The 25,314-nt window shown below is 57.4% G+C and carries 24 protein-coding genes; 18 read left to right on the top strand and 6 right to left on the bottom strand.

Going from position 1 to position 25,314, the window contains the following annotated elements; all coding sequences use genetic code 11:
• Nucleotides 1-88: 88 nt before the first annotated feature.
• The 8 genes from ACKTS9_RS07665 to ACKTS9_RS07630 all read left to right on the top strand — a co-directional run bounded on the left by ACKTS9_RS07665 (nucleotide 89) and on the right by ACKTS9_RS07630 (nucleotide 8,497).
• Nucleotides 89-568 carry a tripartite tricarboxylate transporter TctB family protein gene (locus tag ACKTS9_RS07665; RefSeq protein WP_349217109.1) on the top strand — a complete coding sequence of 160 codons (480 nt, stop codon included), beginning with the start codon at nucleotides 89-91 and terminating at the stop codon, nucleotides 566-568.
• 17 nt (nucleotides 569-585) lie between these two features.
• Nucleotides 586-2,094, top strand: a complete 1,509-nt coding sequence (locus ACKTS9_RS07660; RefSeq protein ID WP_407879953.1) for a tripartite tricarboxylate transporter permease — start codon at nucleotides 586-588, stop codon at nucleotides 2,092-2,094.
• Nucleotides 2,094-3,263, top strand: coding sequence for a Gfo/Idh/MocA family protein (locus ACKTS9_RS07655; protein WP_407879951.1), 1,170 nt, complete (start codon nucleotides 2,094-2,096; stop codon nucleotides 3,261-3,263). The genes ACKTS9_RS07660 and ACKTS9_RS07655 overlap by 1 nt, the downstream gene beginning before the upstream one ends.
• 134 nt (nucleotides 3,264-3,397) lie before the next feature.
• Nucleotides 3,398-4,558 carry an MFS transporter gene (locus ACKTS9_RS07650; RefSeq protein ID WP_349217112.1) on the top strand — a complete coding sequence of 387 codons (1,161 nt, stop codon included), beginning with the start codon at nucleotides 3,398-3,400 and terminating at the stop codon, nucleotides 4,556-4,558.
• Nucleotides 4,559-4,626: 68 nt separating this feature from the next.
• A complete protein-coding gene (locus tag ACKTS9_RS07645) occupies nucleotides 4,627-5,304 on the top strand; it encodes a FadR/GntR family transcriptional regulator (protein WP_349217113.1) in 678 nt (225 codons plus the stop codon).
• 147 nt (nucleotides 5,305-5,451) lie between these two features.
• Nucleotides 5,452-6,903 carry an NAD(P)/FAD-dependent oxidoreductase gene (locus tag ACKTS9_RS07640; protein ID WP_349217114.1) on the top strand — a complete coding sequence of 484 codons (1,452 nt, stop codon included), beginning with the start codon at nucleotides 5,452-5,454 and terminating at the stop codon, nucleotides 6,901-6,903.
• Entirely contained in the window at nucleotides 6,900-8,141 is a 1,242-nt protein-coding gene (locus ACKTS9_RS07635) for an NAD(P)/FAD-dependent oxidoreductase (protein WP_349217115.1), read from the top strand. Before ACKTS9_RS07640 ends, ACKTS9_RS07635 begins: the two co-directional genes overlap by 4 nt.
• Entirely contained in the window at nucleotides 8,135-8,497 is a 363-nt protein-coding gene (locus ACKTS9_RS07630) for a DUF1667 domain-containing protein (RefSeq protein ID WP_349217116.1), read from the top strand. Before ACKTS9_RS07635 ends, ACKTS9_RS07630 begins: the two co-directional genes overlap by 7 nt.
• A 95-nt stretch (nucleotides 8,498-8,592) precedes the next feature.
• Here ACKTS9_RS07630 and ACKTS9_RS07625 read toward each other — a convergent pair whose 3' ends face one another.
• From ACKTS9_RS07625 to ACKTS9_RS07610, 4 genes are all read right to left on the bottom strand, one after another.
• A complete protein-coding gene (locus ACKTS9_RS07625; RefSeq protein WP_407879946.1) occupies nucleotides 8,593-9,984 on the bottom strand; it encodes an MATE family efflux transporter in 1,392 nt (463 codons plus the stop codon).
• 67 nt (nucleotides 9,985-10,051) lie between these two features.
• Complete coding sequence (locus ACKTS9_RS07620; RefSeq protein ID WP_349215140.1) at nucleotides 10,052-10,291, bottom strand: hypothetical protein; 240 nt, start codon at nucleotides 10,289-10,291, stop codon at nucleotides 10,052-10,054.
• Between the two features lie 176 nt (nucleotides 10,292-10,467).
• Nucleotides 10,468-11,325 carry an NAD(P)/FAD-dependent oxidoreductase gene (locus tag ACKTS9_RS07615; protein WP_407879944.1) on the bottom strand — a complete coding sequence of 286 codons (858 nt, stop codon included), beginning with the start codon at nucleotides 11,323-11,325 and terminating at the stop codon, nucleotides 10,468-10,470.
• Between the two features lie 20 nt (nucleotides 11,326-11,345).
• Nucleotides 11,346-12,020, bottom strand: a complete 675-nt coding sequence (locus ACKTS9_RS07610; RefSeq protein ID WP_407879942.1) for a YjjG family noncanonical pyrimidine nucleotidase — start codon at nucleotides 12,018-12,020, stop codon at nucleotides 11,346-11,348.
• A 176-nt stretch (nucleotides 12,021-12,196) separates the two neighbouring features.
• On the opposite strand from ACKTS9_RS07610, the gene ACKTS9_RS07605 reads away from it, so the two are divergent.
• Complete coding sequence (locus ACKTS9_RS07605) at nucleotides 12,197-13,069, top strand: YitT family protein (protein WP_407879940.1); 873 nt, start codon at nucleotides 12,197-12,199, stop codon at nucleotides 13,067-13,069.
• Nucleotides 13,070-13,112: 43 nt separating this feature from the next.
• Here the strand turns inward: ACKTS9_RS07605 and ACKTS9_RS07600 are convergent, their stop codons facing one another.
• Nucleotides 13,113-14,288 carry a phosphopentomutase gene (locus ACKTS9_RS07600; RefSeq protein ID WP_349215144.1) on the bottom strand — a complete coding sequence of 392 codons (1,176 nt, stop codon included), beginning with the start codon at nucleotides 14,286-14,288 and terminating at the stop codon, nucleotides 13,113-13,115.
• 220 nt (nucleotides 14,289-14,508) lie between these two features.
• On the opposite strand from ACKTS9_RS07600, the gene ACKTS9_RS07595 reads away from it, so the two are divergent.
• The 3 genes from ACKTS9_RS07595 to fucI are packed head-to-tail and all read left to right on the top strand — an operon-like array spanning nucleotide 14,509 to nucleotide 17,920.
• On the top strand, nucleotides 14,509-15,342 hold the full coding sequence (locus ACKTS9_RS07595) for a triose-phosphate isomerase family protein (protein ID WP_349215145.1): 834 nt from the start codon (nucleotides 14,509-14,511) through the stop codon (nucleotides 15,340-15,342).
• A 48-nt stretch (nucleotides 15,343-15,390) separates the two neighbouring features.
• A complete protein-coding gene (locus ACKTS9_RS07590) occupies nucleotides 15,391-16,131 on the top strand; it encodes a sulfite exporter TauE/SafE family protein (RefSeq protein ID WP_349215146.1) in 741 nt (246 codons plus the stop codon).
• Between the two features lie 16 nt (nucleotides 16,132-16,147).
• Nucleotides 16,148-17,920 carry an L-fucose isomerase gene (gene fucI, locus ACKTS9_RS07585; RefSeq protein WP_349215147.1) on the top strand — a complete coding sequence of 591 codons (1,773 nt, stop codon included), beginning with the start codon at nucleotides 16,148-16,150 and terminating at the stop codon, nucleotides 17,918-17,920.
• A gap of 50 nt (nucleotides 17,921-17,970) precedes the next feature.
• On the opposite strand, the gene ACKTS9_RS07580 is transcribed toward fucI, so the two are convergent.
• Nucleotides 17,971-18,963, bottom strand: coding sequence for a LacI family DNA-binding transcriptional regulator (locus tag ACKTS9_RS07580; protein WP_349215148.1), 993 nt, complete (start codon nucleotides 18,961-18,963; stop codon nucleotides 17,971-17,973).
• Between the two features lie 329 nt (nucleotides 18,964-19,292).
• On the opposite strand from ACKTS9_RS07580, the gene ACKTS9_RS07575 reads away from it, so the two are divergent.
• The 6 genes from ACKTS9_RS07575 to ACKTS9_RS07550 all read left to right on the top strand — a co-directional run bounded on the left by ACKTS9_RS07575 (nucleotide 19,293) and on the right by ACKTS9_RS07550 (nucleotide 25,283).
• A complete protein-coding gene (locus ACKTS9_RS07575; protein ID WP_349215149.1) occupies nucleotides 19,293-20,462 on the top strand; it encodes an ABC transporter substrate-binding protein in 1,170 nt (389 codons plus the stop codon).
• 85 nt (nucleotides 20,463-20,547) lie between these two features.
• Complete coding sequence (locus tag ACKTS9_RS07570; protein WP_349215150.1) at nucleotides 20,548-21,390, top strand: ABC transporter permease; 843 nt, start codon at nucleotides 20,548-20,550, stop codon at nucleotides 21,388-21,390.
• On the top strand, nucleotides 21,387-22,208 hold the full coding sequence (locus ACKTS9_RS07565; protein ID WP_407879935.1) for an ABC transporter permease: 822 nt from the start codon (nucleotides 21,387-21,389) through the stop codon (nucleotides 22,206-22,208). The genes ACKTS9_RS07570 and ACKTS9_RS07565 overlap by 4 nt, the downstream gene beginning before the upstream one ends.
• On the top strand, nucleotides 22,184-22,945 hold the full coding sequence (locus tag ACKTS9_RS07560) for an ABC transporter ATP-binding protein (RefSeq protein ID WP_349215152.1): 762 nt from the start codon (nucleotides 22,184-22,186) through the stop codon (nucleotides 22,943-22,945). Before ACKTS9_RS07565 ends, ACKTS9_RS07560 begins: the two co-directional genes overlap by 25 nt.
• A gap of 12 nt (nucleotides 22,946-22,957) precedes the next feature.
• Entirely contained in the window at nucleotides 22,958-23,719 is a 762-nt protein-coding gene (locus ACKTS9_RS07555; RefSeq protein ID WP_349215153.1) for an ABC transporter ATP-binding protein, read from the top strand.
• Between the two features lie 67 nt (nucleotides 23,720-23,786).
• Entirely contained in the window at nucleotides 23,787-25,283 is a 1,497-nt protein-coding gene (locus ACKTS9_RS07550; protein ID WP_349215154.1) for a lactate racemase domain-containing protein, read from the top strand.
• Nucleotides 25,284-25,314 lie beyond the last annotated feature (31 nt).

Raw genomic sequence — 25,314 nt, 5'->3', positions numbered from 1 at the left:
CGCCTTGCTGCTTCGCGGCAAGGCGGCTCTTTTTGAACCTTTGTTGAGCAATTTTCTGTGCAGTTTTGCATAGAGGGAAGGAATGCTTATGGACGACAAGAAATACCTCGATTTTCTGGTCTCTCTGATCCTGATCGTGCTGGGCGTGTTTGTGCTCGCCTACAGCATTTTCATCACCATCGAAACCGGAACGGCATTTATCGTTTCGCCCGGCTTCATGCCGGGGCTTCTGGGCGGCGCGCTGATTTTGTCCGCAATTCTTCTTCTGGCTGAAAGCCTGCGGGCGACCGGCCTGAAAACCACGCTGGCCCAGCTGAAAGACTGGTGGCATGAGACACTCCACAGCAAACAGACCCGCAACACCGTGCTGGGCATGCTGATCATGTTCGTGTACACCTGTGTGCTGATGGCGTTCCTGCCGTACTGGCTGGCTACGCTGATCATGCTGCTGTTCTTGTTCTTCTACCTGCATTCGACCAAGCCGGTTCGGGCTGTGTTGATTGCGGTTCTCACCGTTGCACTGATCGTGGGCGTGTTCCAGTACGCGTTCCATGTACGTCTGCCGTAAAGGAGGGAAAGTAAAAGATGGGTACCTATATTTTAGAAGCGCTTTCCCTGATCTGCACCCCGCTGAACATTGTTTGCCTGTTTGCGGCGACGTTTCTTGGTCTGATCGTCGGCATGCTGCCGGGTCTGACCAGCACCATGGCCGTGGCTTTGCTGACCGGCCTTTCCTTTGGCCTTCCCACCGAGACCGCTCTGGTCATTCTGATCGCCGTGTACGTGGGCGCTATTTCCGGCGGCTGTCAGTCCGCCATTCTTCTGAACATCCCGGGCACACCGGCCAGCGCGGCCACCGCGATGGACGGCTTCCCCATGGGCCGCAAAGGCAAGGGCGGCCTGGCCATTTTCCTGGCAACTTCCGCGTCGTTCCTGGGCACGCTCATCAGCGTGGTTCTGTTGCTGTTCCTGACGCCTGTGCTCAGCTCTCTGGCGCTGAAATTCGGTACATATGAATACTTCATGCTGGCTTTGTTCGGCATTATCATCTGCGGCAACATCACCTCCAACGGCCATCCGCTGCGCGGCTGGATCTCGGGCATCCTGGGCCTGATGGTCGCCATGATCGGCCTGGATCCCATCAATGCATATCCGCGGTTTGCCTTCGGCAGCACTTCGCTGCGCGGCGGCATCCAGCTGATCCCTGTCATGATCGGCCTGTTCGGCTTCCCCGAATTGTTGAACATGTTCAACCTGGATTCCGAGCAGAAAGTCTCCAAGATGAGCGGCTTTGAGATGAAAACCGGTTTTAAAATTCTCATGCGCAACAAACTGAACATTCTGCGCTCTGCTTTGATCGGCGCGGGCGTTGGCATCATCCCCGGCGTAGGCGAGGACATCGGCGGCTGGCTGTCCTACTGGGCGGAAAAAGCTTCCACCAAGGATAAGGCCGAAAAAGAGACCTTCGGCAAGGGCAACCCCAACGGCGTGATCTCCTGTGAGACGGGCAACAACTCCTGCATTGGTGGTGCAATTATTCCTGTGCTGAGTTTGGCTGTTCCTGGCTCCACCAGCGCCGCGGTGCTGCTGGCGGCCTTCCAGCTGCACGGCTACCGTCCCGGCCCCATGCTGATGAGCGAGACGCCCGAGCTGCTGTATAAGCTGTGCGTGTACATGACGTTCGCCAGCTTTGCCATGTGGCTGCTGGCCATGCTCATTGCCAAATTTACGGTGCGCGTTCTGAGCATCAAGCGCGAGATCCTCATGCCCATTATTCTGGCGCTGTGCGTCGTGGGCAGCTACGTGGTCCGCAACTATATGTTCGACATAACGTGCATGTTCATCTTCGGCATCGTGGGCTACTTCCTTGCGAAGATGCGCTTCCCCGCCGCGCCCTTCATGCTGGGCCTGGTACTGGGAACCATGGCCGACTCCAACCTGCGCCGCGCCCTCACCCTGAGCGGCGGCAGCGTAGCACCCTTCTTTACGCGTCCCATCAGCCTGTTCTTTGTGATTGTGGTCATCGGTCTGATCCTGTCTCAGATGGGCGTGTTCAAGCTGCTGTTTAAAAAGAAAAAAGGAAGTGAAGAGTGATGAAGCATATTTCCGTGGGTCTGGTGGGCAGCGGTTTTTCCGCCACCCTGCACGGCGACGCTTATCAGAAAGTATATGGTCTGGACGTCAAAATGGAAGCGGTGGCTTCCGTAGAGGACACCATCCATGATTTTGCAAAAAAATACAACATCCCCAAAATCTACAGCGATTATGCGGAGATGCTCAAGGACCCGGATATCGACGTAGTGGATATCTGCACGCCGCCGCACCTGCATGTGCCCATGATCAAACAGGCGCTGGCCGCGGGCAAGCACGTGATCTGCGAAAAACCCCTGTCCGGTTATTTCGGAGAAAAGGGCGCTGACAATGACCATGTGGGCGAGTCCGACAAGCGTGTCATGTACGAAAAAGTGATGGAAGAGCTGAACGACCTGAAAAAGGTGGTGGAGAGCAGTGACAAGCTGTTCATGTATGCGGAAAACTTCGTGTACGCGCCGTCCATCCAGAAAACGCTGGAGTTTCTGCGGGCCAAAAAGAGCAAGATTTTGTACATGAAGGGCGAGGAGAGCCATTGCGGCTCCCATGCGCACCATGCCGCGTACTGGAAGTATAACGGCGGCGGCTCCTTCATCCGTCAGGGCTGCCATCCGCTGAGCGCCGTCATCTATCTGAAACATCAGGAGGCTGCCATCCGCGGTGAGGAGATCTCCATCAAGAGCGTGACCGGCGACATGGGCGTGACCCAGAACTGCCTGAGCGAAGAGGAGAAACGCTTCATTTTGTCCCGTCCGGTGGACGTGGAGGATCAGGCCAACGTGGTGCTGACCTTCAGCGACGGCACCAAAGCCAACATTGTGGCCGGCGACATGATCCTGGGTGGTGTGCGCAACCTGGTGGAAGTGTATACCAACGAGGGTTCCTATCAGCCCAACATCGCGCCCAACAACGCCATGATGGCCTATCATGTCAGCGAGCAGGGTCTGGAAGATGTGTACATCACCGAGAAGGTAGAGACAAAAGCAGGCTGGCAGAATGTCTTTGTAGACGAGGAGATCGCCCGCGGCTATGTGGGCGAGCTGCAGGACTTTATGGAGTGCGTTGCCACGGGCCGTGAGCCGCAGTCCGGCTTCCGCCTTGCGTACGACACCATCCAGGCGGTGTACGCAGCCTATCTGTCCGACGGCGAGGGCATCCGTGTGGAGCTGTAACGTCTGTATTGAAGCATTGCTTTCCTTTTGCAGCCCAGAGGCGGTCCGGCACTGTCCGGACCGCCTCTGCTCTTTTACCAGCCGGGTTCCGGCAATACGCGCCGCAGAAAGGCGCACGAAAGGGAGTCTTCGTTGTGGACCGATATCGCACAGCGGCGCGGGCGTTGTTCTGCGTCACGTTTCTGTTTTGGTTTTCTCAGTACGCCTACACCCCTTATCTGAACCCGGAACTGCAGGCCATGGGCGCCAGCGCCACCTTCATCGGCCTGGTGGGCGGGGGCTACGGTTTCACGCAGCTGCTGTCCCGTCTGCCGCTGGGCATTGCGGCCGACCGGTTCCGCTGCCACAAAACATTTATTCTGGCGGGCTGCCTTCTGTCATCCCTGTCCGGGTTCGGCATGTATTTTCGTTACACGCCGGCCGGTTTTCTGGTTTTCCGCGCACTGGGCGGCTTTGCCGCGGCCACATGGGTGGCTTTCACGGTGCTGTACAGCAGCTATTTTCCGGCGGAAAAAGGGCCTCAGGCCATCAATATGCTGAATGTGGCCAATCAGGCGGGACGTCTGCTCTGCTTTGTGCTGGTGGCGGCACTGGTGGGACGTTTGGGAGAGCGCAGCAGCTTTTTCCTGGCGGGTCTGGCGGGGTTGGCGGCAGCGGTGCTGTGCCTGTTTGTGCGCAACAGCGCTCCGGCAGGTGCGCCGGTCCGTCTGCAGGAAGTGCCCGGCCTTCTGCGGGACCGGAATTTGCTGGCGTGCACGCTGCTGGCGGTGCTCACCCAGGTGGTGGCATTTTCCACTTACAGCGGGTTTGTCACCAATTACGCGGTAGACATCGGCGCACAGGCCGCACAGCTGAGCCTGATGAGCATTGTGATGATGGTGCCGCTGGTTGCATCCAATTACCTGGTGGCCAGCAAGTGGCTGAGCCGCTTCGGCGCCCGGTCCCTTTTAGCGGTGGGCTTCGGCTTGACGGCAATTTACTGCGTGGTGCTCCCCTGGGCGCCCGCCATGGAGTGGGTCTATGTGCTGCAGGCGCTGGCGGGCGTGAGCAACACCCTTACCATGTCCGTGCTGCTGGGGGTTTGCGTGCAGAATGTGGGCCCCGGCCGCCGTTCCACCGCCATGGGCTTTTTTCAGGCGATCTACGGTCTGGGCATGACCGCCGGCCCGATTCTGATGGGAATGCTCACCGACGGGTTGAGCCTGCCCGCCGCCTTCCGCGTGATGAGCGTGGTGGCGCTGCTGGCACTGGTGCTTACGCTGACGCTTTTGCCCCGACGGGCAAAGCGCACTTGACGGTCGGCCCGGCTTTCCGTTATGCTGAATAGAAAGTGGCCGTTTGCGGCCGGGAAAGGGGTCCGTGCATGGAGACAAAAACGCTGGCGCACAGCACCGCAGAAAAGCTGGTGCAGTATATCCGGGAGCAGCAGCTCGCCCCGGGCGCAAAAATACCCACGGAATATGAGCTGGCGCGGATGCTGGGTGTGGGCCGCAACACACTGCGCGAAGCAGTGCGGATGCTGGCCAGCCGCAACATTCTGGAGATCCGGCAGGGAGCAGGCACGTTTGTGTGCGAGAAAATGGGCGTTTCCGACGATCCGCTGGGCTTTACGCTGGTGTCGGACCGGCGGCGCCTGACCGATGAATTGATGGAGATTCGCTGCATCATTGAACCGTCCATTGCGGCGCTGGCGGCGCGCAATGCCACCGAACAGGAACTGACGGAGTTGGAGCAGGCCTGTGCCGCCGTGGAGCAGTGCATCCGGGAGGGACAGGACTTTACCGCGGCGGACCAGGTGTTCCACACCATCATTGCCCGCTGCACGCACAACAGCGTGATGTCCAATCTGATCCCCGTGATCACCCGGGGCGTCAGTGTGTATGCGTCCGAGACGGAACAGGAGTGCGTACAGACGGTGCGCTCTCACCGCCGCATTCTTCAGGCCATTCGCCTGCGCCATGAGGCGGACGCGCAGCAGGCCATGCTGTATCATCTGCTGTACAATTCCTACCGGCGTACAAAGGATTCGGATTCCGTCTAATTCATCCCATGAAATTTATACAAGAAATCAGTGTTTCTCTTGGGAGAAACGCTGATTTCTTCTTTTTTAAGGGAAATCTATTGACGAAAAAGGGATTTGCGTTAAAATAAAAATAAAATACATCCTATGATTTTGGAGGGATATTCCATGGAATCCCAATTCGACGTATTGGTGATCGGCGGCGGTGTGGTGGGCTGCGCCATCGCCCGGGAATTGACCCGCACCCGCTGGAAAGTGGGCCTGCTGGAGAAGAACCTGGATGTGGCGTATGAGGCCAGCGGCCGCAACTCGGCGGTGCTGCACGGCGGCTTTGCCTACGATCCGGGCACGCTGAAGGCGAAATTGTGCGTGGAGGGCAACGCCGAATTCGACCAGGTGGCAGAGGAGCTGGACGTGCCGTTCAAACGCACGGGCAAGGTGCTGGTGGGCAACACGCCCGAGGACATGGCCAGCCTGCGCCGCACACTGGAGACCGGACGCATCAACGGCGCCCGCAATCTGGAGATCATCGACAAGGAGCGCCTGCATCAGCTGGTGCCGTCCGTGGTGGGCGAGTTCGCGCTCTGGTCTCCCACCAGCGGCATCATGGACCCCTTCCTGTATACTGTGGCGCTGGCAGAGAACGCTGTTCAGAACGGAGCACGCTTCTTTTTTGACGCCGAAGTCACGGCCATTCGCCGGGAAGACGGCATTTATCACCTGACCACCAAGCAGGGAGAGTTCACCAGCCGCTGGGTCATCAACAGTGCCGGCCTCGGCTGCGGAAAAATCAGCGATATGCTGGGCATTCACGGTTACAGCATCCGCGGCTCCAAAGGCGATTACATCATTTTGGACAAGCGGGTGGGCCCGCTGCTTCCCATGCCGGTCTATCCGGTTCCCAGCAACACATACATGGGGATTCACGTGACTCCCACGGTGGACGGAAACGTCACCGTCGGCCCCAACGCCGAATACGTGGACGATTTTGATTATTATGGTGTGCCCGCCACGAGCATCGAATCTCTGGCGGAGAGTGCCAATACGCTGTGGCCCTGCATCCGCCGGGAAGATTACATTCGCAACTATTCCGGCATTCTGTCCAAATGGGTGGACGCGGACGGCACCATTCACGACTTCACCATCGAGATGCGGCCCGAAGCGCCCAATGCCGTCAACCTGATCGGCATCGAGTCGCCGGGGCTGACGGCCGCGCTGCCCATTGCCCGGTATGTGATCAACCTGATTCGGCAGAAGGCGGATCTGCCGGAAAATCCCGATTTCAATCCGCGCCGAAAGGGCATTGTGCGCTTTGCCGAGCAGTCGGATGAGGTGAAAGCACAGCTGATCGCCCAGGACCCCAACTATGGCGAGTTGATTTGCCGGTGCGAAAAAGTGACCCGTGCCGAACTGCTGCAGGCCATTCACAACCCTCTGGGTGTGCACACCATGGTGGCGGTAAAATACCGCACCCGCTGCATGATGGGGCGCTGCCAGGGCGGATACTGCCAGATGCGCATGGCGCAAATGATTGAGGAGGAGCTTGGGCTGCAGCCCACCGATGTGCTGTACAACCGGCCCGGCTCTCATCCGTTCACAGGGAGGGTGCGCGAGCAATGAAATGTGAGAACAAAGACGTCGTCATCGTGGGCGGCGGCCCCGCCGGACTGGCGGCGGCGGTCAAGCTGCACCAATTGGGTGTGCGCGATATTCTTGTGGTGGAACGCGAAAAACAGCCTGGCGGAATTCTGCGCCAGTGCATTCACGACGGCTTCGGCCTGACCCGCTTCGGCGAGACCCTGAGCGGACCGGAGTACGCCCAGCGCTTTTTGAGCCAGGCACAGCAGCTGGGCATTGAAATTGTGCCCGACACCACGGTCCTGCAAGTGTCCGGCGACCGGCTGGTCACCACGGCCAGCCGCGACGGACTGGCGCAGTACAAGGCCGGGGCAGTGGTTCTGGCCATGGGCTGCCGGGAGAGGACCCGGGGCGCGCTGGCCATTCCCGGCGAGCGGCCCACCGGCGTGTTTACCGCCGGCGTGGCACAGGCCTACATGAACCTGTACAACACCATGGTGGGCAAGCGGGTGGTCATCCTGGGCTCGGGCGATATTGGCCTCATCATGGCCCGCCGCATGACGCTGGAAGGCGCGCAGGTGCTGGGCGTGTACGAGATCCAGCCCTATGCCAACGGCCTGCCCCGCAACATTGAACAGTGCCTGAACGATTACCACATTCCTCTGCATTTGTCCCACACGGTCACGGAGATCCATGGCAACGCCCGGCTCACAGGCGTCACGGTCAGCGCGGTGGATGAGCGCTGCCGCCCGATTCCCGGAACCGAGGAGCGCATCGACTGCGATACCCTGATCCTCTCGGTGGGCCTTTTGCCGGAAAACGAGCTTTCTCTGGATGCGGGCGTTCTTCTGGACCCGCGCACCCGCGGCGCGGTGGTGGACCAGTACCTGCAAACCAGCGTGCCCGGCATTTTCGCCGCCGGCAACGTGCTGCATGTTCATGACGTGGTGGACTTTGTGTCTCTGGAAGCAGAGCACCTGGCCGAGGGCGTGGCCCGCTATCTGGCCGAAGGCGGCCTGCCGCGCTGCGAAAGCTGCGTTCGGGCGGGCGCGGGCGTGGGCCATGTGCTGCCCCACACCGTCAGCGGTGCAGAGGATGTGACACTGTCTCTGCGTGTGCGCACCCCCATGAAAAACTGTGTGCTGGAGGTCCGCCAGGATGGCCGGACCGTTAAGAAGATGAAAATGCGCAAGGCGCTTCCTGCGGAGATGATCCAGGTTCCCCTGAAGGCGGAAGATCTGCAGGAAGGAGCCGATTTGGAGGTGAGTGTACAATGTTGAGAACGTATACCTGTATCATCTGCCCCAACGGCTGTGAGATTACGGCAAAGCTGGAAAACGGAGAAATCTGCGACATCGAGGGCGCGCTGTGCCCCCGCGGCAAGGAGTACGTCACCCAGGAACTGACGGACCCGCGCCGGAACATTGCCACTTCGGTTTTGCTGGAAGGCGGCCAGCTTCCGCTGGTCAGCGTCCGGCTGTCCGGCCCGATTCCCAAGGACCGCATTTTTGACGTGATGAACGCCATTCGTCCGCTTCGCCTGAAAGCGCCGGTGCACGTGGGACAGGTAGCGCTGCCCAATGTGCTGGGGCTTGGGGTGGACGTGTTGGTCACCAAAGAGGTGGCCGCCCTCTGAGGCTTTTTTCAGATCTGCGGAGTCGGTCTCTCCTTCTGCCGTGCCGCGGTCTTCTTTGCGCGCGAAGCACCTGCAGGTGCTTCGCGCTTTTTTGTTCAGGTGCGAAGGCTTTTGTAAGTGGAGCGGATCAGAAAAACAGCGAGCACAAAGGTCAGCACATCGGACACCGGCATGGAGTACAAAACACCGTCCAGCCCGAAAAAGACCGGTAAAAGCAGGGCAAAGCCCACACCGAACACCACTTCGCGCACGGTGGACAAAAGAGTGGATTCCCGCGCTTTCCCCAGTGCCTGCAAATAGATGAACGCGCCTTTGTTCACGCAGGCCAGAATCATCATGCACAGATAAATGCGGAACGAGTGTACGGCAAAATCGGTGTAATAAACACTTTCGTCCGCCGCGCCGAACAGAAAGATCAGCGGACGGGGAAACACTTCCACAATCAGCAGCGCTACGGCACCGACGGCCGCTTCCGCGCTGAGAAGCAGCGTAAACAGGCGGCGCGCCCGTGCTTTGAGGCCGGCGCCGATGTTATAGCCCACAATGGGAATGCAGCCGGCCGCCAGTCCCACGGCGATGGAGATGACGATTTGGAAAAATTTCATTACAATGCCGACGACGGCCATGGGAATCTGCGCATACTCGGCCTGCCCGAAAATCGGGTCCAGTGCGCCGTAGGTACGGATCATATTGTTGATGGCGGCCATGGCGGCAACCAGAGAGATTTGTGACAGAAGGCTGCATATGCCCAGCGGAAGAAACCGCGCCAGAAGGCGGCGGTGAATGCGGAAGCTGCTTTTTTTCAGGTGCACCGCCTTCATCCGGCGCAGATACCAAAGGGCGAGAGCCGCCGTTAAGATTTGCCCCAGCACCGTGGCAACTGCGGCGCCTGCCATGCCCCAACGAAACACAAAAATAAATACGGGGTCCAGCACCACGTTCACCAGTGCGCCTGCCAGTGTGGATGCTATGGCAAAGCGGGGGCTTCCGTCTGACCGGATGATGGGGTTCATGGCCTGCCCGAACATATAGAAGGGAATGCCCAGAGAAATGAAGAAGAAATATTCCCGGGACAGGCGGAAGGTCTCTTCGTTGATCTGGCCTCCGAACACAGTCAGAAGAGGTTGTTGAAAAATCAGATAGAGCGCGGTCAGTACGACGCTGGCGGCAACACACAGCACAATGGCGTTGCCGATGCTGCGATGTGCGCTTTCCGGGTCGCCCGAACCCAGACAAATGCTGACAAAAGCGCAGCAGCCGTCCCCGATCAGCACGGCTATGGCCAGCGCAATCACGGTCAGTGGAAAGACGACGGTGTTGGCGGCGTTTCCGTACGAGCCGAGATACGTGGCGTTTGCAATGAAAATTTGGTCCACAATGTTGTACAGTGCGGCAACCAAAAGAGAGATAATACACGGTATTGCGTACATTCCCATCAGTTTTCCCACTGGTTCCTGCGCGAGAAAGCGGTTTGATCGTTCCTGCATGAAATTGGTTCTCCTTTCCGAAAAGAAAGCGTGCGGCCGCATGGCGGCCGCGCGCTTATCCCGGCGCTTATTTCAGATAGTCGCCCACAGGGCACAGGTTGTATTGCTTGAGAATTTTCAAAACAATAGACCCGTCTGCCTGGCGGCTTTGTTCCAGAATGCGGTACTGGGTCCGGCTGCGCTCCAGCGCTTTTTTGTAATGCTCCACTTCGCCGTCGGTCAGGCGGACGGCTTCTTCATACGGAACGTCTTCTTTCTGTTGAAAATGCAGTGTCTGGCAAAGGCACGCGGCTTTGATTCGTTTCATGGAAACCCTCCTGTTGTGAAAAATAAAAAACGTGTGGCATGCAACCGGATTTACGCCGTCACATGCCACACGTTGTACTTATTATAATACCTGTTTGCACTTTTTTGTGCAAAGGTGTTTTTAACCAAAGTTTTTTCCAGCCGGCCGGGCCGGCTTTGCCATTGTGCGCAGACGCATCAGCGACTCGCGCCATCCAGGTATTCGGCGCAGGCCAACCCCGCGGTCAATCCCTCTCCCACGGCCTTGGCCACCTGCAACGGCTGTCCGGCCATGTCACCGGCCGCGAACAGCCCTGGAATCTCCGTGCACTGCCGCCGGTCCACACGGACGTAACCGTCCTCGGTCAGGGGCAAACCCGGTACCAGGGCGCCTGCGGGTACCGATGCGCGCAGAATGAACACCCCTGTCACGGGCACAATCGAACCGCCGACGCGAACGCGCTCCACGGTTTGGCTGCCTTCCACTGCTTCCAGACGGCCTTCCAGGAATGGAATGCCGTCCGCCAGATGAGGGGGCTTTTTGGCGGCGATATAGTGCACCCGGCACCCGATGGATGCCAGAAAATCCGCCTCTTCGGGCGCGTTGGGCCCAAGGCCCCACACGGCCACATCCCGGTCCCGGTAAAGCATTCCGTCACAGGTAGCGCAGTAGGAGACGCCTCTGCCCAAAAATTCTTCTTCACCGGGAACGGCCCGCGCCTTGGACACGCCGCAGGCCAGAATTACACTGTGGGCGGTGAGGATCTCGCCGCCTGCGTTCACCAGAAATGTGTCGCCCAAGGGCATGACATTGCCCACCTGTGCCAAACGCACCTCCACGCCCAGCTGCCGCGCATGGTCGGTGAAACGGTCCATCATCTCGCCGCCGGTCAGACCCGGCATTCCCAAATAGTTGTCCACGCGTTCGGCCTTGCGCAGCAGATTGTCCCCGGCGCTCAGTACCAGCGGCTCCTTGCCGCGCTGGCGCAGATTGACGGCTGCCGACAGGCCCGCAGGTCCTGCGCCGATCACAATGCAATCCCATACTTTTTCCATACAAATCTTCCTTTCGGCCACTACAGCAGTTCGGCCAAGTCGTGAATTTCCCGGTCGGGCGTTGCCGTGCCCGGATTGGCAGCCCCGGCGCGATTGTACCACCAGCAGTGCAGCCCGGCGCGGTTGGCGCCGGCGATGTCGCTGGTCAGAGAGTCGCCAATCACCAGCGTGTGGGCAGGCTGCGCACCGGCCGCCTGCAGAACCCGTTCAAAGTAAGCGGGCTGAGGCTTCTGAACGCCCAGCGTCTCCGATACGAATACATCGGTGAAAAAAGGCGCCAGACCCGTGCGCTCCAGCCGGGGCCACTGAATGGCTGCCGTCCCGTTGGTGATGACGTAAAGCCGGCGGGTGCGGGCCAGTTCCCGGCACACCTCCAGCGCGTGCGGCTCCAGAATCAGGCGTTCCAGACTCAGTCGGTGAAAAGAGGGGAAGAAGTCCGACGTGTCCACCGAAAGGCCCAGTTCCCGGGCCAGCCGGGCAAAGCGGCCATGCTGGACCTGCGCCTTTTCCAGGCGGCCCTGCTCAAAAGCGCCCCACATCTCGCGGCTGATGGCCCGGTACCGGGCCAGAACCGTCTCGTCATAGGGCAGCCCTTTTTCCTGAAACAGAGCGGCCAGGGTCTGTTCTTCGTTGCGGGTGGTGTCGAACAGTGTGTCGTCCGCGTCGAACAGCAGCGTGGTGAAGCGCGCTTCCATGGAATCTCTCCCTTGGCGTTTTTTCCATTATAGCAGATTTTGCCGCCCGGAAAAAGGCGCTTGACATTCGTCTGCCGCCCCGGTAAAATAACGTTGTATTAGGCATTGCCTCGATCCACGTTTGTCAGGGAAAATTTCTGACAGACGTTTTTTGTTTTTAAGGGGTGTGATATTCTGTGGCGCAGGAAAAACGAATCCTCTCGGCGGCTGCCGTTCTGGGTGGTAACTTTTTGTACGCGCTGACGGTAAAATTGTTCGTCCTTCCCGCGAATCTGGTCATGGGCGGCACCACAGGCCTGGGGCTGACGGCCAATTATCTGACGGGCGTTCCGCTTTCCGCGTTTGTGCTGGTGTTCAACGTGCTCATGCTGGTGCTGGGCTGGCGTGTGCTGGGACGCGCATTTGCGGTCACTACATTGGCCAGCACCTTTCTGTACCCGCTGGCACTGGAATTCTGGCAGCGGGTTTTGGGCGACTTTGTGCTGACCGATGACATCCTCCTGTGCACGGTGTTCAGCGGGCTGGGCATCGGCGTTGCCCTGGGCGTGGTCATTCGGGCGGGTGCGTCTACCGGCGGCATGGACATTCCGCCGCTGATTCTGAACCGGCTGTTCCGCCTGCCGGTTTCCGTGGGTCTGTACGGGTTCGACGTGTGCATCCTGCTTTCACAGACATTGTTCCAGCCGGCGGAAAAATTGCTGTATGGCGTACTGTTTACATTAATTTATACGCTCGTGCTGGACAAGATGCTGCTGATGGGCACCGCCCGCACCGAAATCAAGGTGGTCAGCCGGAAGTCGGATGAGATCTGCGCGGCCATTCTCACGCAGGTGGACCGGGGCGTCACACTGTTGGAGGGCGAAAGCGGCTATCTGCGCCAGAAAACACAGATCGTTCTGAGCATTGTTTCCAACCGGGAGCTGCCCCGGGTGGAAAAGCTCATCCGGGCCATCGACCCCGAGAGTTTTCTGGTGATCAGCCGGGTCACCGAGGTGAAGGGCAGAGGCTTTTCCCTGAAAAAAGATTACCGGGAAGAGGCGAAACAGTAAAATAAAAAGACGGGCAATTTTTTGCCCGTCTTTTTGTTTGTGTTTATTGGAGAATGCGTGGCAAAAGGTTTTCCCCTTGCAGTTCGGCGGATACGCCAAGCCAGCCGCACACGGTGGCGGCCACTGCGCCGAATCCGTTTATCGTGCCCAGGTTCAGCCCTGCGCGAACGCTTTCACCGCACATCAGCAGCGGCACATATTCCCGGGTGTGGTCGGTGGACCGGAGAAATCCGGGGTCGCAGCCGTGGTCCGCAGTGATCATCAGCAAGTCGTCGGCGCGCAGCAAGGGCAGCAGCTGCCCCAGCGTTTGGTCAAAGGCAGAAGCCGCCCGGGCATATCCGTCGATGTTGCGCCTGTGACCGTACAGCATGTCGAAGTCTACCAGATTCACAAAGGCAAGACCGTGAAAATCCCGCTGTGCCAGCTGCAACAGCGTTTGCTCGCCCTCTGCGTTTCCGGATGTGGGAAAATGTTCGGTCACACCGCGCCCGGCAAAAATGTCGCGGATTTTTCCCACGGCCAGCACATCCAGCCCTGCGCCGGATAGGACGTCCAGCATGGTGGGGGCCGGCGGTGTCAGGGAGAAGTCATGGCGGCGGGCTGTGCGGCGAAAGTCTTCGGCACAGGTTCCCTCAAAGGGGCGGGCGATGACGCGTCCCACGCCGTGTTTTCCGGTGAGCATGGCACGGGCCGCACGGCAATATTCGTACAGCTGTTCCACCGGGACCACCGATTCGTGGGCCGCTACCTGAAATACGGAGTCCGCCGACGTATAGACGATCAGCGCTCCGGTGCGCAGGTGTTCTTCGCCGTAATCCCGCAGCACCTGGGTCCCGGAATAAGGCCTGTTGCACAGAACACCGCGGCCGGTGATGTGCTCAAATTCCCGAATGATTTCAGGCGGGAAGCCGTTGGGGTAGGTGGGCAGAGGCGTGGTGCTCTCCACCCCGGCAATCTCCCAGTGGCCGATGGTGGTGTCCTTTCCGCGGGAACATTCCCGCAGACGGGCAAAGGCACCGATGGGGGCGGAGTCTGGCAAAAGCGCATCTGCACCGTCCAGATTAAACAGCCCCATGCGGGTCAGATTGGGGCAGTGGAAATTTTGATTTTGAGCGATGGAACGCAGAGTGTTGGCGCCGCAGTCGCCAAAGTCGGCGGCGTCCGGCGCCTGTCCGACGCCGAAGGAATCTAAGACCACCACAAATACACGCTTTGCCATAATAAATCTCTCCTTTGGGTTTGATTATACGATTTTTGCACGGTTTTCACAATGCCTGCACTGAGAACGTTTGCTCATTTTCCGGCCCGGAAAGAGGAAGTTCGCGTTGACAAACCACACGGCCGATTTCATAATAAATTTAAAAAGGACCTTGCTGCAGCAGCCTTGCGCACTTTTTCAAAATGGAAAACCATGCGGTGTAAACAGGAGGAAAAAGACGATGAAACATGTTTTTTTGAATTTGAAACGATTTGATGTGCCTGCAAAGGCAGGTGGGGTGAATCGCCTGACGAGTCCGGCGGAGTGGGGATCGTTTCTGGTGAAGGCTACACAGAACGAACTGACTGCCTTTGATCCGGCACAGGTGGAGTTTGTAGACTTCTTTCCGGAAGCGCACCTGATTCCGGCAGCTGCGGCACGACAAACCGGCAGTGTTGTTCAGCTGGGGTGCCAGGGTGTCTATCGGGAGAACGTGTCTGCGGGCGGAAACTTTGGAGCCTTTACTTCCTGCCGCCCCGCGGCGGCTGCTGCTGCGCTGGGCTGTTCATGGGCACTGATCGGCCACTGTGAAGAGCGGGGCGAAAAGGCCGGTGTTCTGGCGGAAGCGGGCGTGACAGACAACGCGGCAGTGAACCGTATTTTGAACCGGGAGATCCTCTGTGCCCAGGCATCAGGTATGAAAGTGCTGTATTGCGTTGGAGAAAAGGCCGAAGAGCAGGCCGACTGGAAGGGAGTGCTGGGCGCACAGCTTCGCATTGGTCTTGCGGGTGTTGACCTGAGCCGTGTGGTGGTGGCATATGAGCCGGTGTGGAGCATCGGACCGGGAAAGACCCCGGCGGACCGGCCGTACATCGAAAAGATTGCGCGCTTTATCAAGGAACAGGTCCCGGTGGACGTGGTGTATGGCGGCGGCCTGAAAAGCGACAATGCTGCCATGCTGGCATCCATCCCGGAGATCGATGGCGGGTTGATTGCGCTGACCCGCTTTTCCGGCGAAATTGGTTTTTATCCGGAAGAGTATCTGGAGATCATCCGGTTGTATTTGAACGCGTGAGAAAAAATTTTTGACGGTTCGGGAAGTCTTGCAAAGCGGGGGAAGGAAATGGAGTGGGGGTTGTTGCTGCTGTTGGCGGCGTCATGTGCCGCCGGGTTTGTGCAGGGCGTCACGGGGTTCGGTGGCAGCATTCTTCTGATGATTTTTCTGCCTGGACTGTACGGGGTGAAAACGGCGCCGGTGATATCGGACCTGATTGTGCTTACGATGCTGGGGCTGATGGCGTGGCGCCACCGCCGTGCTGTCCGCCCGCTGTCGGTGCTGTGGCCCACGGCCATTTATCTTCTGGCCAGCAGCTGGGCCATTGAATTGGCCCGTTCTGCGCAAAATCTGGCGTGGCTGCAGATGGCGTTCGGTTCGTTTTTGGTGGGAATGGCTGCCTATCTGATGTGGCTGGCCCCCAATCTGCATCTGAAACAAAGCCTGTGGGTCTCTTTGTTCTGCGGTGCGTTTTCCGGCGTGACCGGCGGGCTGTTCGGCATCGGCGGTCCCCTGATGGCGCTGTATTTTCTGACCGTTTCCCGGGACCGAGAAGAGTATCTGGCCAACAACTGCCTGTGCCTGGTGTTGACTGTGCTGGGCAACAATGTATTGCGGATTTCCGGCGGAATGATGACTGCTGCGCTGCTCCTGCCTGTAGGAGTGGGGACGGTTGCGTCTGTGGCCGGTTGGTTATGGGGTGAAAAGGCGGCGTCCCGTATTGATGGTGCTGCCTTGAAACGGTCGATTTATCTTTTAATGGCTTTTGGCGGTGCGGTTACGCTGATCAAGGCAGTGGTGGCCTTGTGAAAGGAGTGTGCTTGCAATGGAGACACTGGCGGAGCGCCCGGTAATTGGTGTCCGGGCGATTGTGGATGGTCGGGACAGCCTGCGAACAGCGCAGTCGCAGCCAGTGCTGGATCTGACGCGTCAGGTATGCCGATTGTTGGAAGAACATGTGTTTTACGCAGATGGAACGCCGGTTCGCTGCGTGATGTCCGACCCGGTAGGAAGTTCGGTGGATGCGGTTCGCACGATGGAGGCGTTTCGGCGTCAGAACGTGGGCGCGGTGGTTCATGTAGCGCGGGCCTGGTCCTACCCCATGGAGATTTTATATGATGATGCGCAGATCCCGCAGTTGATTTGGGGCCTTTCGGGCAGCAACGCTCCCGGGACGGTGTTTATGGGAGCGCAGGCGGCTGCTGCGGCTCAGGTGGGGGTGCCTCTGTTCAAGGTGTACGGGATGGATATTCAGGATGCGGACGACGTTTCGATCCCCACGGATGTGGCAGAAAAAATCGTTCTCTTTGGTCAGTGCGCTCTGGCTGTGGCTCAGATGCGGCGAAAGGCATACTTGTGCGTGGGTACTACGTGCATGGGCATTGGCGCTGCGGGTCCGGAGCATGACTTTTACCGGCGATACCTGGGCATGCGGGTTCAGTCGGTGGATATGTCGGAAGTGCTGCGCCGCCTCAAAGAACAGGTGTATGACGAGGCGGAATATGCGAAAGCCCGGCGATGGGCTCGCTCTTTCTGTCTGGAGGGAGAAGATCCCAATCCGCCGCAGATGCGGCGCACGCAGGAAGAAAAAGAGCGGGATTGGGATGTGTGCGTCAAGATGGCTCTGATCCTGAGGGATCTGATGGATGGAAATCCGATGCTGGCCGAACAGGGATTTGCTGAAGCTGCGCAGGGGTTTGACGCGCTGACTGCCAGTTTTCAGGGGCAACGCCATTGGACTGACTGGATGCCGACCAATGACTTTGCCGAGTCGGTGCTGAATGCCGGTTTTGACTGGAACGGTCCGCGCCGGCCGCACCCGATTGCTACAGAGAACGATGCGCTGCAGGCAGCGGCCATGCTGTTCGGTGCGCTGCTTACGGGCGGCGCGCAGCTGTTCTGTGATGTGCGTGGATATTGGAGCGCTGCGGCTCTGCGTGCCCGATATGGCGATGTGCCTTCGCAGACACCGGATGGCTTTTTTTATCTGACCAATTCCGGCTCCATGGCACTGGACGGATGCATGGGCGCCCGGGAAAATGGGGCCCCTGCGATTAAGCCGTTTTGGAATTTGACGGATGAAGATGTAGCTCGCTGTCAGTCGCATGTGCAGTGGCATGCTGCCAAAAGAGCGGTGTTCCGGGGCGGCGGATTCTCGGTGAGCTTTCGGGCTGAGGGAGGAGTTCCGTTGACGATGGTGCGCCTGAACATGGTCCATAGACTGGGTCCGACACTTCAGATCGTGGAGGGATGCACGGTGAACTTGCCCGACCCGGTGGCCGACGGAGTGACGAACCGAACGGATCCTACCTGGCCGCAGGTGTTTTTCGTGCCGCGTAGCACCGACCGGCCCGCCAGTGGAAGTGTCTACCGCATGATGGAGAGCTGGGGCAGCAATCACTGTGTGTTGTGTCCGGGGCATGTGGGCGCTGCGTTTGCCACGTTGGCATCCATCTTGCGCGTTCCGGTCAGTCTTCATAATCTGCCGTTTGAGCAGCTGTTTCGGCCGGATCTCTGGAAACAGTTTGGCGCAGATGATCCCATTGGGGCCGACTTTCGGGCGTGTACGGCGTACGGGCCTCTGTACGGTGCGAAATAGACAACAAAAAACCGGTCCGTGCGGACCGGTTTTTTTATTTGTGCAGAGTTTCAGCAGCTCTGGCGACAGACCAGTTTGTAAGGCAGGTCCACCTTCAGGGGAATGCTGTGCAGTCCCTCAATGCTGTCCAGAAGGATACGCGCCGAAATATTTCCCATCTCCCACAAGGGCAGATGAATGGTGGTCAGCGCCGGCTGGATCTCCAGAGACTTGCTGATATCGCCAATGCCGATAACGGCCGGGAGTGGCTGTTGTGGCCGCAGCAGTTTCAGAGCTTCAATAAATCCGATGGCGCTCACATCGTTCACGCAGAACACAGCCGTGGGGCAGTCTTCGGAAACCAGATATTGCCGGGCTGCCTGCCGTCCACCCTCTGCAGTTTGGGGCACATCAAACACATAGGGAGTATCCATGTCCAGATTGCTGCTTTTGACCGCCTGTCGGTAGCCAAAATAGCGCACATCGCCGTTGCACTCGCCTACATAACCAATTTTCTGATGTCCTTTGGACAAAAGGTGCTGTACGGCGGTGCGTGCAATGTGCTCGCCGTTGCAGTAGATTTGATCGATCTCCATGTAATAAGGATTCATGCCCGTACAGGCGATGTGTTTGCAAATAGTGCGCAGAGACGTTAGATTATGCACGTTGCATTTTCCAATCAGCACAATGCCGTTGATATCTGCTAGGCACTGAGGATTCTGCAGCACAGTTCGCAGCATGAATGTCTCTCCCAGCTGATGTCCTGCTTTCAATACGGTACTGCGAATGCCCTCTTCGATTCGCTGATAGAATTCATCTTCCAGAGATTCCAAACCGCGCGCCATGACGATGCCGATGCGGTAAGGTCCGTGCCCACTGAAATGCGCACTTTTTCCGGTTTTCAGATGAACGGCTGCGTCGTTGCGCGCGTAGTGCAGTTTTTGCGCAGCGGACCAGATTTCCTTCTCCGCTTTTGAGGAAGCATATTTGCTTTTATTATTTAAAACACGGCTCACGGTAGAGACGGAATAGCCCGTCATTTTGGCGATTTCCTTCAATCCCATGAAAAAACCTCCCTTTTGGCTAAAACACAAACGTTTGCGCTTAGTGAATTCGCTGAATTTCGTGTTTTTTATTGTTAAAATCACTAAAATATTAAACACAAAAGCTTTAAATTATACATTATGTTGCAATAAGAGCATAGCAAATTTCGGCAAAAAACGCAATAGGTGGCAAAAAATACAAACGTTTGCGTTTATTGCAATTGCATGCCTTAAAACCCCATGCTACGATTTGGTTGTAGCGAGAGCGGGTTTACCAAGCATCAAAAAATGATTGATTTTCCCGCTATTTGAACGTTATTATGTGAAATTTGTTTGAGGAGGAAATGGTTATGAAGAAATTGCTTGCATTGGTACTGGCGCTTTCAATGGCGTTCAGCATGGTAGCCTGCGGCGGCGCAGCTTCCGGTAGCGAAGATGCCGGCGAATCTGCTTCCGGCAGCACGGGCGCAGCCACAGACGCTTCCGAAACCACGTTTGGCCTGAAGCCCTTTGAGGAACGCCAGACTCTGCGGGTAGGTTACTTCGCGGGCTCTGCTCACGCTGTCCCGTTCTACATTGCAGACGTGAAAGGCTTCTTTGACGAGCTGAACATTGATGTGGAATACGAGCCGTATACCAATGGCCCCGCCATGATGGAAGCCAGCAGCAGCTGGGACGTAGCAACGGCTGGCGCTGCGGGCGATTTGGTGGGTATGCTGGGTTATGATCTGGTGTGCATCGGTGTGGCGGACTACGAGGAAAACATGGGCCTGTTCGTACGTGCAGACGGCAACCTGGCCGATAAGAACGCCGAAGACTGGAAGGGAACCACCTGGCTGTATCCCACCGGCACCAACGCACAGATGATTCTGGGCGGCGAGCTGGAAGAGCTGGGTCTGACCTTTGATGACATCGAATCCGTCAACATGGATATCGCCAGTGCGCTGACTGCGTTCAAGGGCGGTCAGGGCGACGGCATCGCCGTGTGGAACGCCATTGCCACCTCTGCTGAGGACGCCGGCTTTGTGCGTGTGGATGACGCCGGTACGCTGGGCATCACCGTGTTCAACGGCTTTATGGCTACGCCGGAAGCGCTGTCCGAGCGCCGCGAGCTGGTCAAAGCTGCTTGGGAAGTTTATTATCTGACCTGGCAGTGGTGCAACGAGTCCGAAGAGAACATGGACGAGGCGGTTGCACTGTATCTGGAGAGCTGCGAGAACGAAGGCATCGCTTGCGATGAGCACATTGCCGAAGAGGTTATGGGCTACTATGCATGCCCGACCGTTTCCGAAGTGGCCAAGCTGATGAGCGAAGCCAGCCCCGACGATGCGGGCCTGTACACCAGCCGCGATCTGCTGCAGGCAGAGAAAGACCTGCTGGTCACTATGGACTTCCTGATCAGCATTGGCAAGTACAGCGAAGAAGACCGCAACACCATTCTGGACAACGAGATGACCGATGGTTCCATCGCTGCGGAATGCCTTGCGGATATGGACGCTCTGGGCGTGCAGTACAACTGATGGATTGAAAGACTGAAACGGCCTGCCCGCGATTTGTGTGATCGCGGGCAGACTGCTTGAAAACAGAAAGCGAGGAGGACAGCTCATGAGCTCTGTCTCTGAAGGAAACAAGCACATCACACAGGAGCAACGCATTGCCATGGTGCAGGAGCGCAAGCGCCGCACCCAACAGATGTATATGATGTTGTCGGTCACGGGCGTGGCGGTGTTCCTTCTGATCTGGGAGATCGTGTCCGATACGGGCATTGCCAACAGCCGATATCTGGCGGCGCCCAGCACTATTCTCAAACTTTTTATCACAAAACTGACCGATCCCAACCCTGACGGCGCGGTGTTGGGCGTGAATATCCTGGCCAGCCTTCAGGTTTCGCTCACGGGCTTTTTCCTGGCGATCATCATTGGCATTCCTCTGGGGCTTTTGATGGGCTGGTACGGCGGATTTGAAAGTTTTATTCGTCCCATCTTTGAATTGATTCGCCCTATTCCGCCAGTTTCCTGGATTCCGCTGACCATTGTCTGGCTGGGCATTGGTCTGCCGGCCAAGGCATTTATCGTGTTTTTCTCCGCGTTTGTTCCATGTGTCATCAATGCGTACACCGGCATCAAGCAGACCAGTCCGGTGCTTATCAATTTTGCCAAGACATGCGGCGCTTCCAATTTTACGATTTTCTGGAAGATCGGCATTCCGTCGTCCATGACCATGGTGTTCGCGGGTGTTCGTGTCGCCCTGGGCAACGCATGGGCAACACTGGTGGCCGCCGAAATGCTGGCTGCGTCCTCCGGCCTGGGCTACATGATCCTGATGGGCCGTCAGTTTGCCCGTCCGGACCTGATTTTGCTGGGCATTGTGGTCATCGGCATCATCGGCGTGATCTTCACCGCAATTCTGAGCAAGGTTGAGAACAAAGTATTGGGGTGGAAAAAATGAGTAAAAAGAGTGCAGGAGTGACCCTCAGCAAAAGCGAGCAGCAGGAGCGCGTGCGCCGCACCGTATACAAAATTCTGCCGGTCATCTCCATTCTTCTGCTGCTCACCCTGTGGGTTGTGGCTTCGGGCAACGACTCCACATCCTTTCCCTCGCCGATGGCGGTGTATGACCGCTTTTTGAAATTTATGGAAAAACCCATTCAGAAACTGAGCCTGTGGCAGCATATTCTTGCCAGTCTGGGCCGCGTTCTCGTCGCGCTGATCGCGTCCTGGGTGCTGGGCATCTCCTTCGGTATTCTGATCGGCTGGAACAAAAAGGCCAACGCGCTGCTGGGCCCCATTTTCACGGCCTTCCGTGTGGTGCCGCCTCTGGCATGGATTCCTCTGATCACCATCTGGTTCGGCACCGGTGAATTCCCGAAGATCCTGGTGGTGTTTATCGGCGCAGTTATGCCGGTTGTGGTCAATACTCAGGCGGGCATGAGCAACGTGGACCAGCAATACCTGGATGTGGGCCGCATTTTCAACGCGGACAAGTGGCAGATGCTGCTGGACTTTGCCATTCCTTCGGCTCTGGACGCCATCTTCGCAGGCGTGCGCACGTCGGCCAGCGCCGCATGGATGGTGGTTCTGGCGGCAGAGATGCTGGGCGGCAAGTCCGGTGTAGGCTTCCTGATCACGCGCGGCATGGACTCGGGCGATCTGCCCCTGGTACTTCTGTCCATGATCTGCATCGGCATCATCGGCGCGATCCTGGCGATCGCAATGCAGCTTATTGAAAGGTGGGTTTGTCCTTGGACGGTAAGAAAGTCAAGCTGAGCTTGGAACATATTTCTCAAAGCTACATTCTCAACGGCAAGGCGTTTGACGCGGTGCAGGACGTCAATTTCGACGTGTATGACAGCGAGTTTCTGGTGATTTTGGGACCGGGCTACTGCGGCAAAACAGTTTTGCTCAACATGATCAGCGGCTTGGAAGAGCCGGTGGATGGCCAGATTCGTCTGGACGGTGAGGTGATTCACGGCAGCGATTCCCGCATCGGCATGGTGTTCCAGAAAACATCGCTTCTGCCCTGGAAAACGGTAATGGAAAATGTGGAAGTCGGCCCCAAAATGGCCGGCGTCCCCAAGGAAGAGCGCCGCAAGACCGCGCAGAAATACATCAATCTGGTAGGTTTGCAGGGGTTTGAAAAAAGTTATCCCAACGAGTTGAGCGGCGGTATGAAGCAGCGCGTTGGCATCGCGCGGGCTTACACCAACAGCCCGGAGATCCTTCTGATGGACGAGCCCTTCGGTGCGCTGGACGCGCAGACGCGCTATTCCATGGAGGAAGAGATTCAGAAGATCTGGCAGAGCGAAAAGCGCACGATCATCTTTGTTACCAACAACATTGAAGAGGCGGTGTATCTGGGCGACCGCATTGTGCTGCTGAGCAACCGTCCCGCCCACGTAAAGGCCATTTATGACATCGATCTGCCGCGCCCGCGTGACACGGTGTCTCCGGATTTCCTCCGCATACGGAAAGAAATCTCTGATAATACCGATCTGGCATTGTGAGGAGGCAGAAAAATGGACAATCAGTACGTTCATAACCCCGAATACAAAGTTGAGGTGCGGAACTTAAGCAAAAATTTCGGCGATCTGCAGGTGCTGAACAACATTTCGTTCAACATTAAAAAGGGCGAGTTCGTCTGCGTCGTAGGCCCTACCGGCTGTGGCAAGACCACCTTCCTGAATCTGCTGACCCGCATCATTCAGCCTTCTTCCGGTGATTTGTACATTGACGGCAAACCGGCCGACCCCCACAAGCACAACCTGGCGTTTGTGTTTCAGGAGCCGTCTGCCATTCCCTGGAAAACCGTGGAAGAAAACCTGCGCTTCGGCCTGGAGCTGAAAAAGCTGCCCGAGGCACAGATCAAAGAGCGTGTGGAAAGCATCATCAAGCTGCTGGGTCTGGAGGAGTTTCGTCACTCCTATCCGCATCAGCTCTCCGTAAGCTGCGCCCAGCGTGTGATCATCGGCCGCGGATTTGCCATGAACCCCGATTTGCTGCTGATGGACGAGCCGTACAGCCAAATGGATATCAAACTGCGCTTCTATCTGGAAGACGAGGTTATCCGCCTGTGGAAGGAACTGGGCAGCACCGTGGTGTTTATCACGCACAACATCGAAGAGGCCACCTATCTGGCCGAGCGGATTCTGATTCTGAGCAACAAACCCACTACCATCAAAGAAGAGGTCCATGTGGACCTGCCCCATCCCAGGGACGTGACCTCTCCGGAGTTCATCAAGATCCGTAAATATGTGACCGATCAGATCAAATGGTGGTAACAAGCGATTTGTTTTTCTATGCCTCCCGGTCTGGCATTGGAATTACAGGGAAAAGAGGTAAAACGAAATGAAACTTGATTTTGAATACGGGCAGGGAATGATGAGCGCGGAACTGCCGGATACCACGGATGTGTTTATTCCGGGCGTCACCGTACCTGACCCCCCTTGCATCGAGCAGACATGGGACGCGCTGTACGACGCTACGCTGAAAAGCATCCGCAACCCCATCGGCATGCCGACGCTGACCGAACTGGCCCACAAAGGCAGCAAGGTGGTATTCGTCATTCCGGACATTGTCAAGGGAGGCAACCAGCCCACCAGCCATCGGAAAGTGGCCATTCGTGCGTGCCTGGACGAGCTGTACAGCGTGGGCGTGGAAAAGAGGGACATTTTGCTGCTGTTTTCCAATGGCCTGCATCCCCGTGCCACCGTGCCGGAGATGAAAACCATTCTCGGCCCGGAGCTGTTTAACGAATTTTATCCCAGCGGTCAGATTACCAGTCACGACTCAGAAGATTATGATCATCTGGTGGATTTGGGTTATACGGCCCAGGGCGATCATGTGATCATGAACAAGTATGTGTACGACGCAGATGTGGCCATTCTTATCGGCCACACCCAGGGCAATCCTTATGGCGGGTATTCGGGCGGATACAAACACTGCGCCACGGGAATCAGCCACTGGCGCAGTATCTCGGCTCATCACGTGCCCCAGGTCATGCATCGTCAGGACTTTGTGCCGGTGTCTACCAACAGTGAAATGCGGCATAAATTTGATCAGCAGGGCATGCTGATGGAAGAGAAAATGGGTAAAAAATTCTTCTGCTGTGACGCGGTGCTGGATACCAAATCCCGCCAGATCGAGATCAATTCCGGCTGGGCCAAAGAGATGCAGCCCATCAGCTGGAAGATGGCCGACAAACGCACCTATGTGCACTGGGCGGAAAAGAAATACGACGTAGTCGTATTCGGTATGCCCACCAATTTCCATTATGGCAACGGCATGGGGACCAACCCCATCCAGATGATGCAGGCGCTGTCCGCCCAGGTGATCCGCCACAAACGGGTGCTGGCCGACCACTGCGTGTTCATTGTATCCAGTATCTGCGACGGCTATTTCCACGACGAGCGTTGGCCCTATCTTCGGGAACTGTATGATATGTTCCAGCATGATTACATGAACATTCTGCCGGACATGAACCGGTATGGCGAGTACTTTGCCACCAAGGAGGAGTACATCCGCAAATACCGTTTTGCCAATGCATTCCATCCGTTCCATGGGTTCTCTATGATGAGCTGTGGCCACCTGGCGGAAGAGCATACCAGTGCGATTTATATTGTAGGCGCCCGGGAGCCGGGCATTGCCCGTGGCATGGGCCTGAAGACCCGCGCCACCTTTGAGGAAGCGCTGGCCGACGCCATGAAAAAGTATGTGGGCCCCAATCCCAACATTCTGGCGCTGCCCCAGACCTTTACCACGGCGGCAGTCCATCTGTGCATGAAGGACCCCAGCCAGAACAGCCATACACGCGACAATGCGCCTTCGCATCCCTGCGGCGGCTGAACAGAAACCCAAAAAGTCCCATCCACTTTTG

Origin of the sequence: Owariibacterium komagatae (assembly GCF_045865535.1) — a bacterium.
Lineage (GTDB): Bacteria > Bacillota > Clostridia > Oscillospirales > Ruminococcaceae > Ruthenibacterium > Ruthenibacterium komagatae.
The sequence above is the reverse complement of the archived record's forward strand: the minus strand, read 5'-3'. Positions and strand labels throughout refer to the sequence as shown.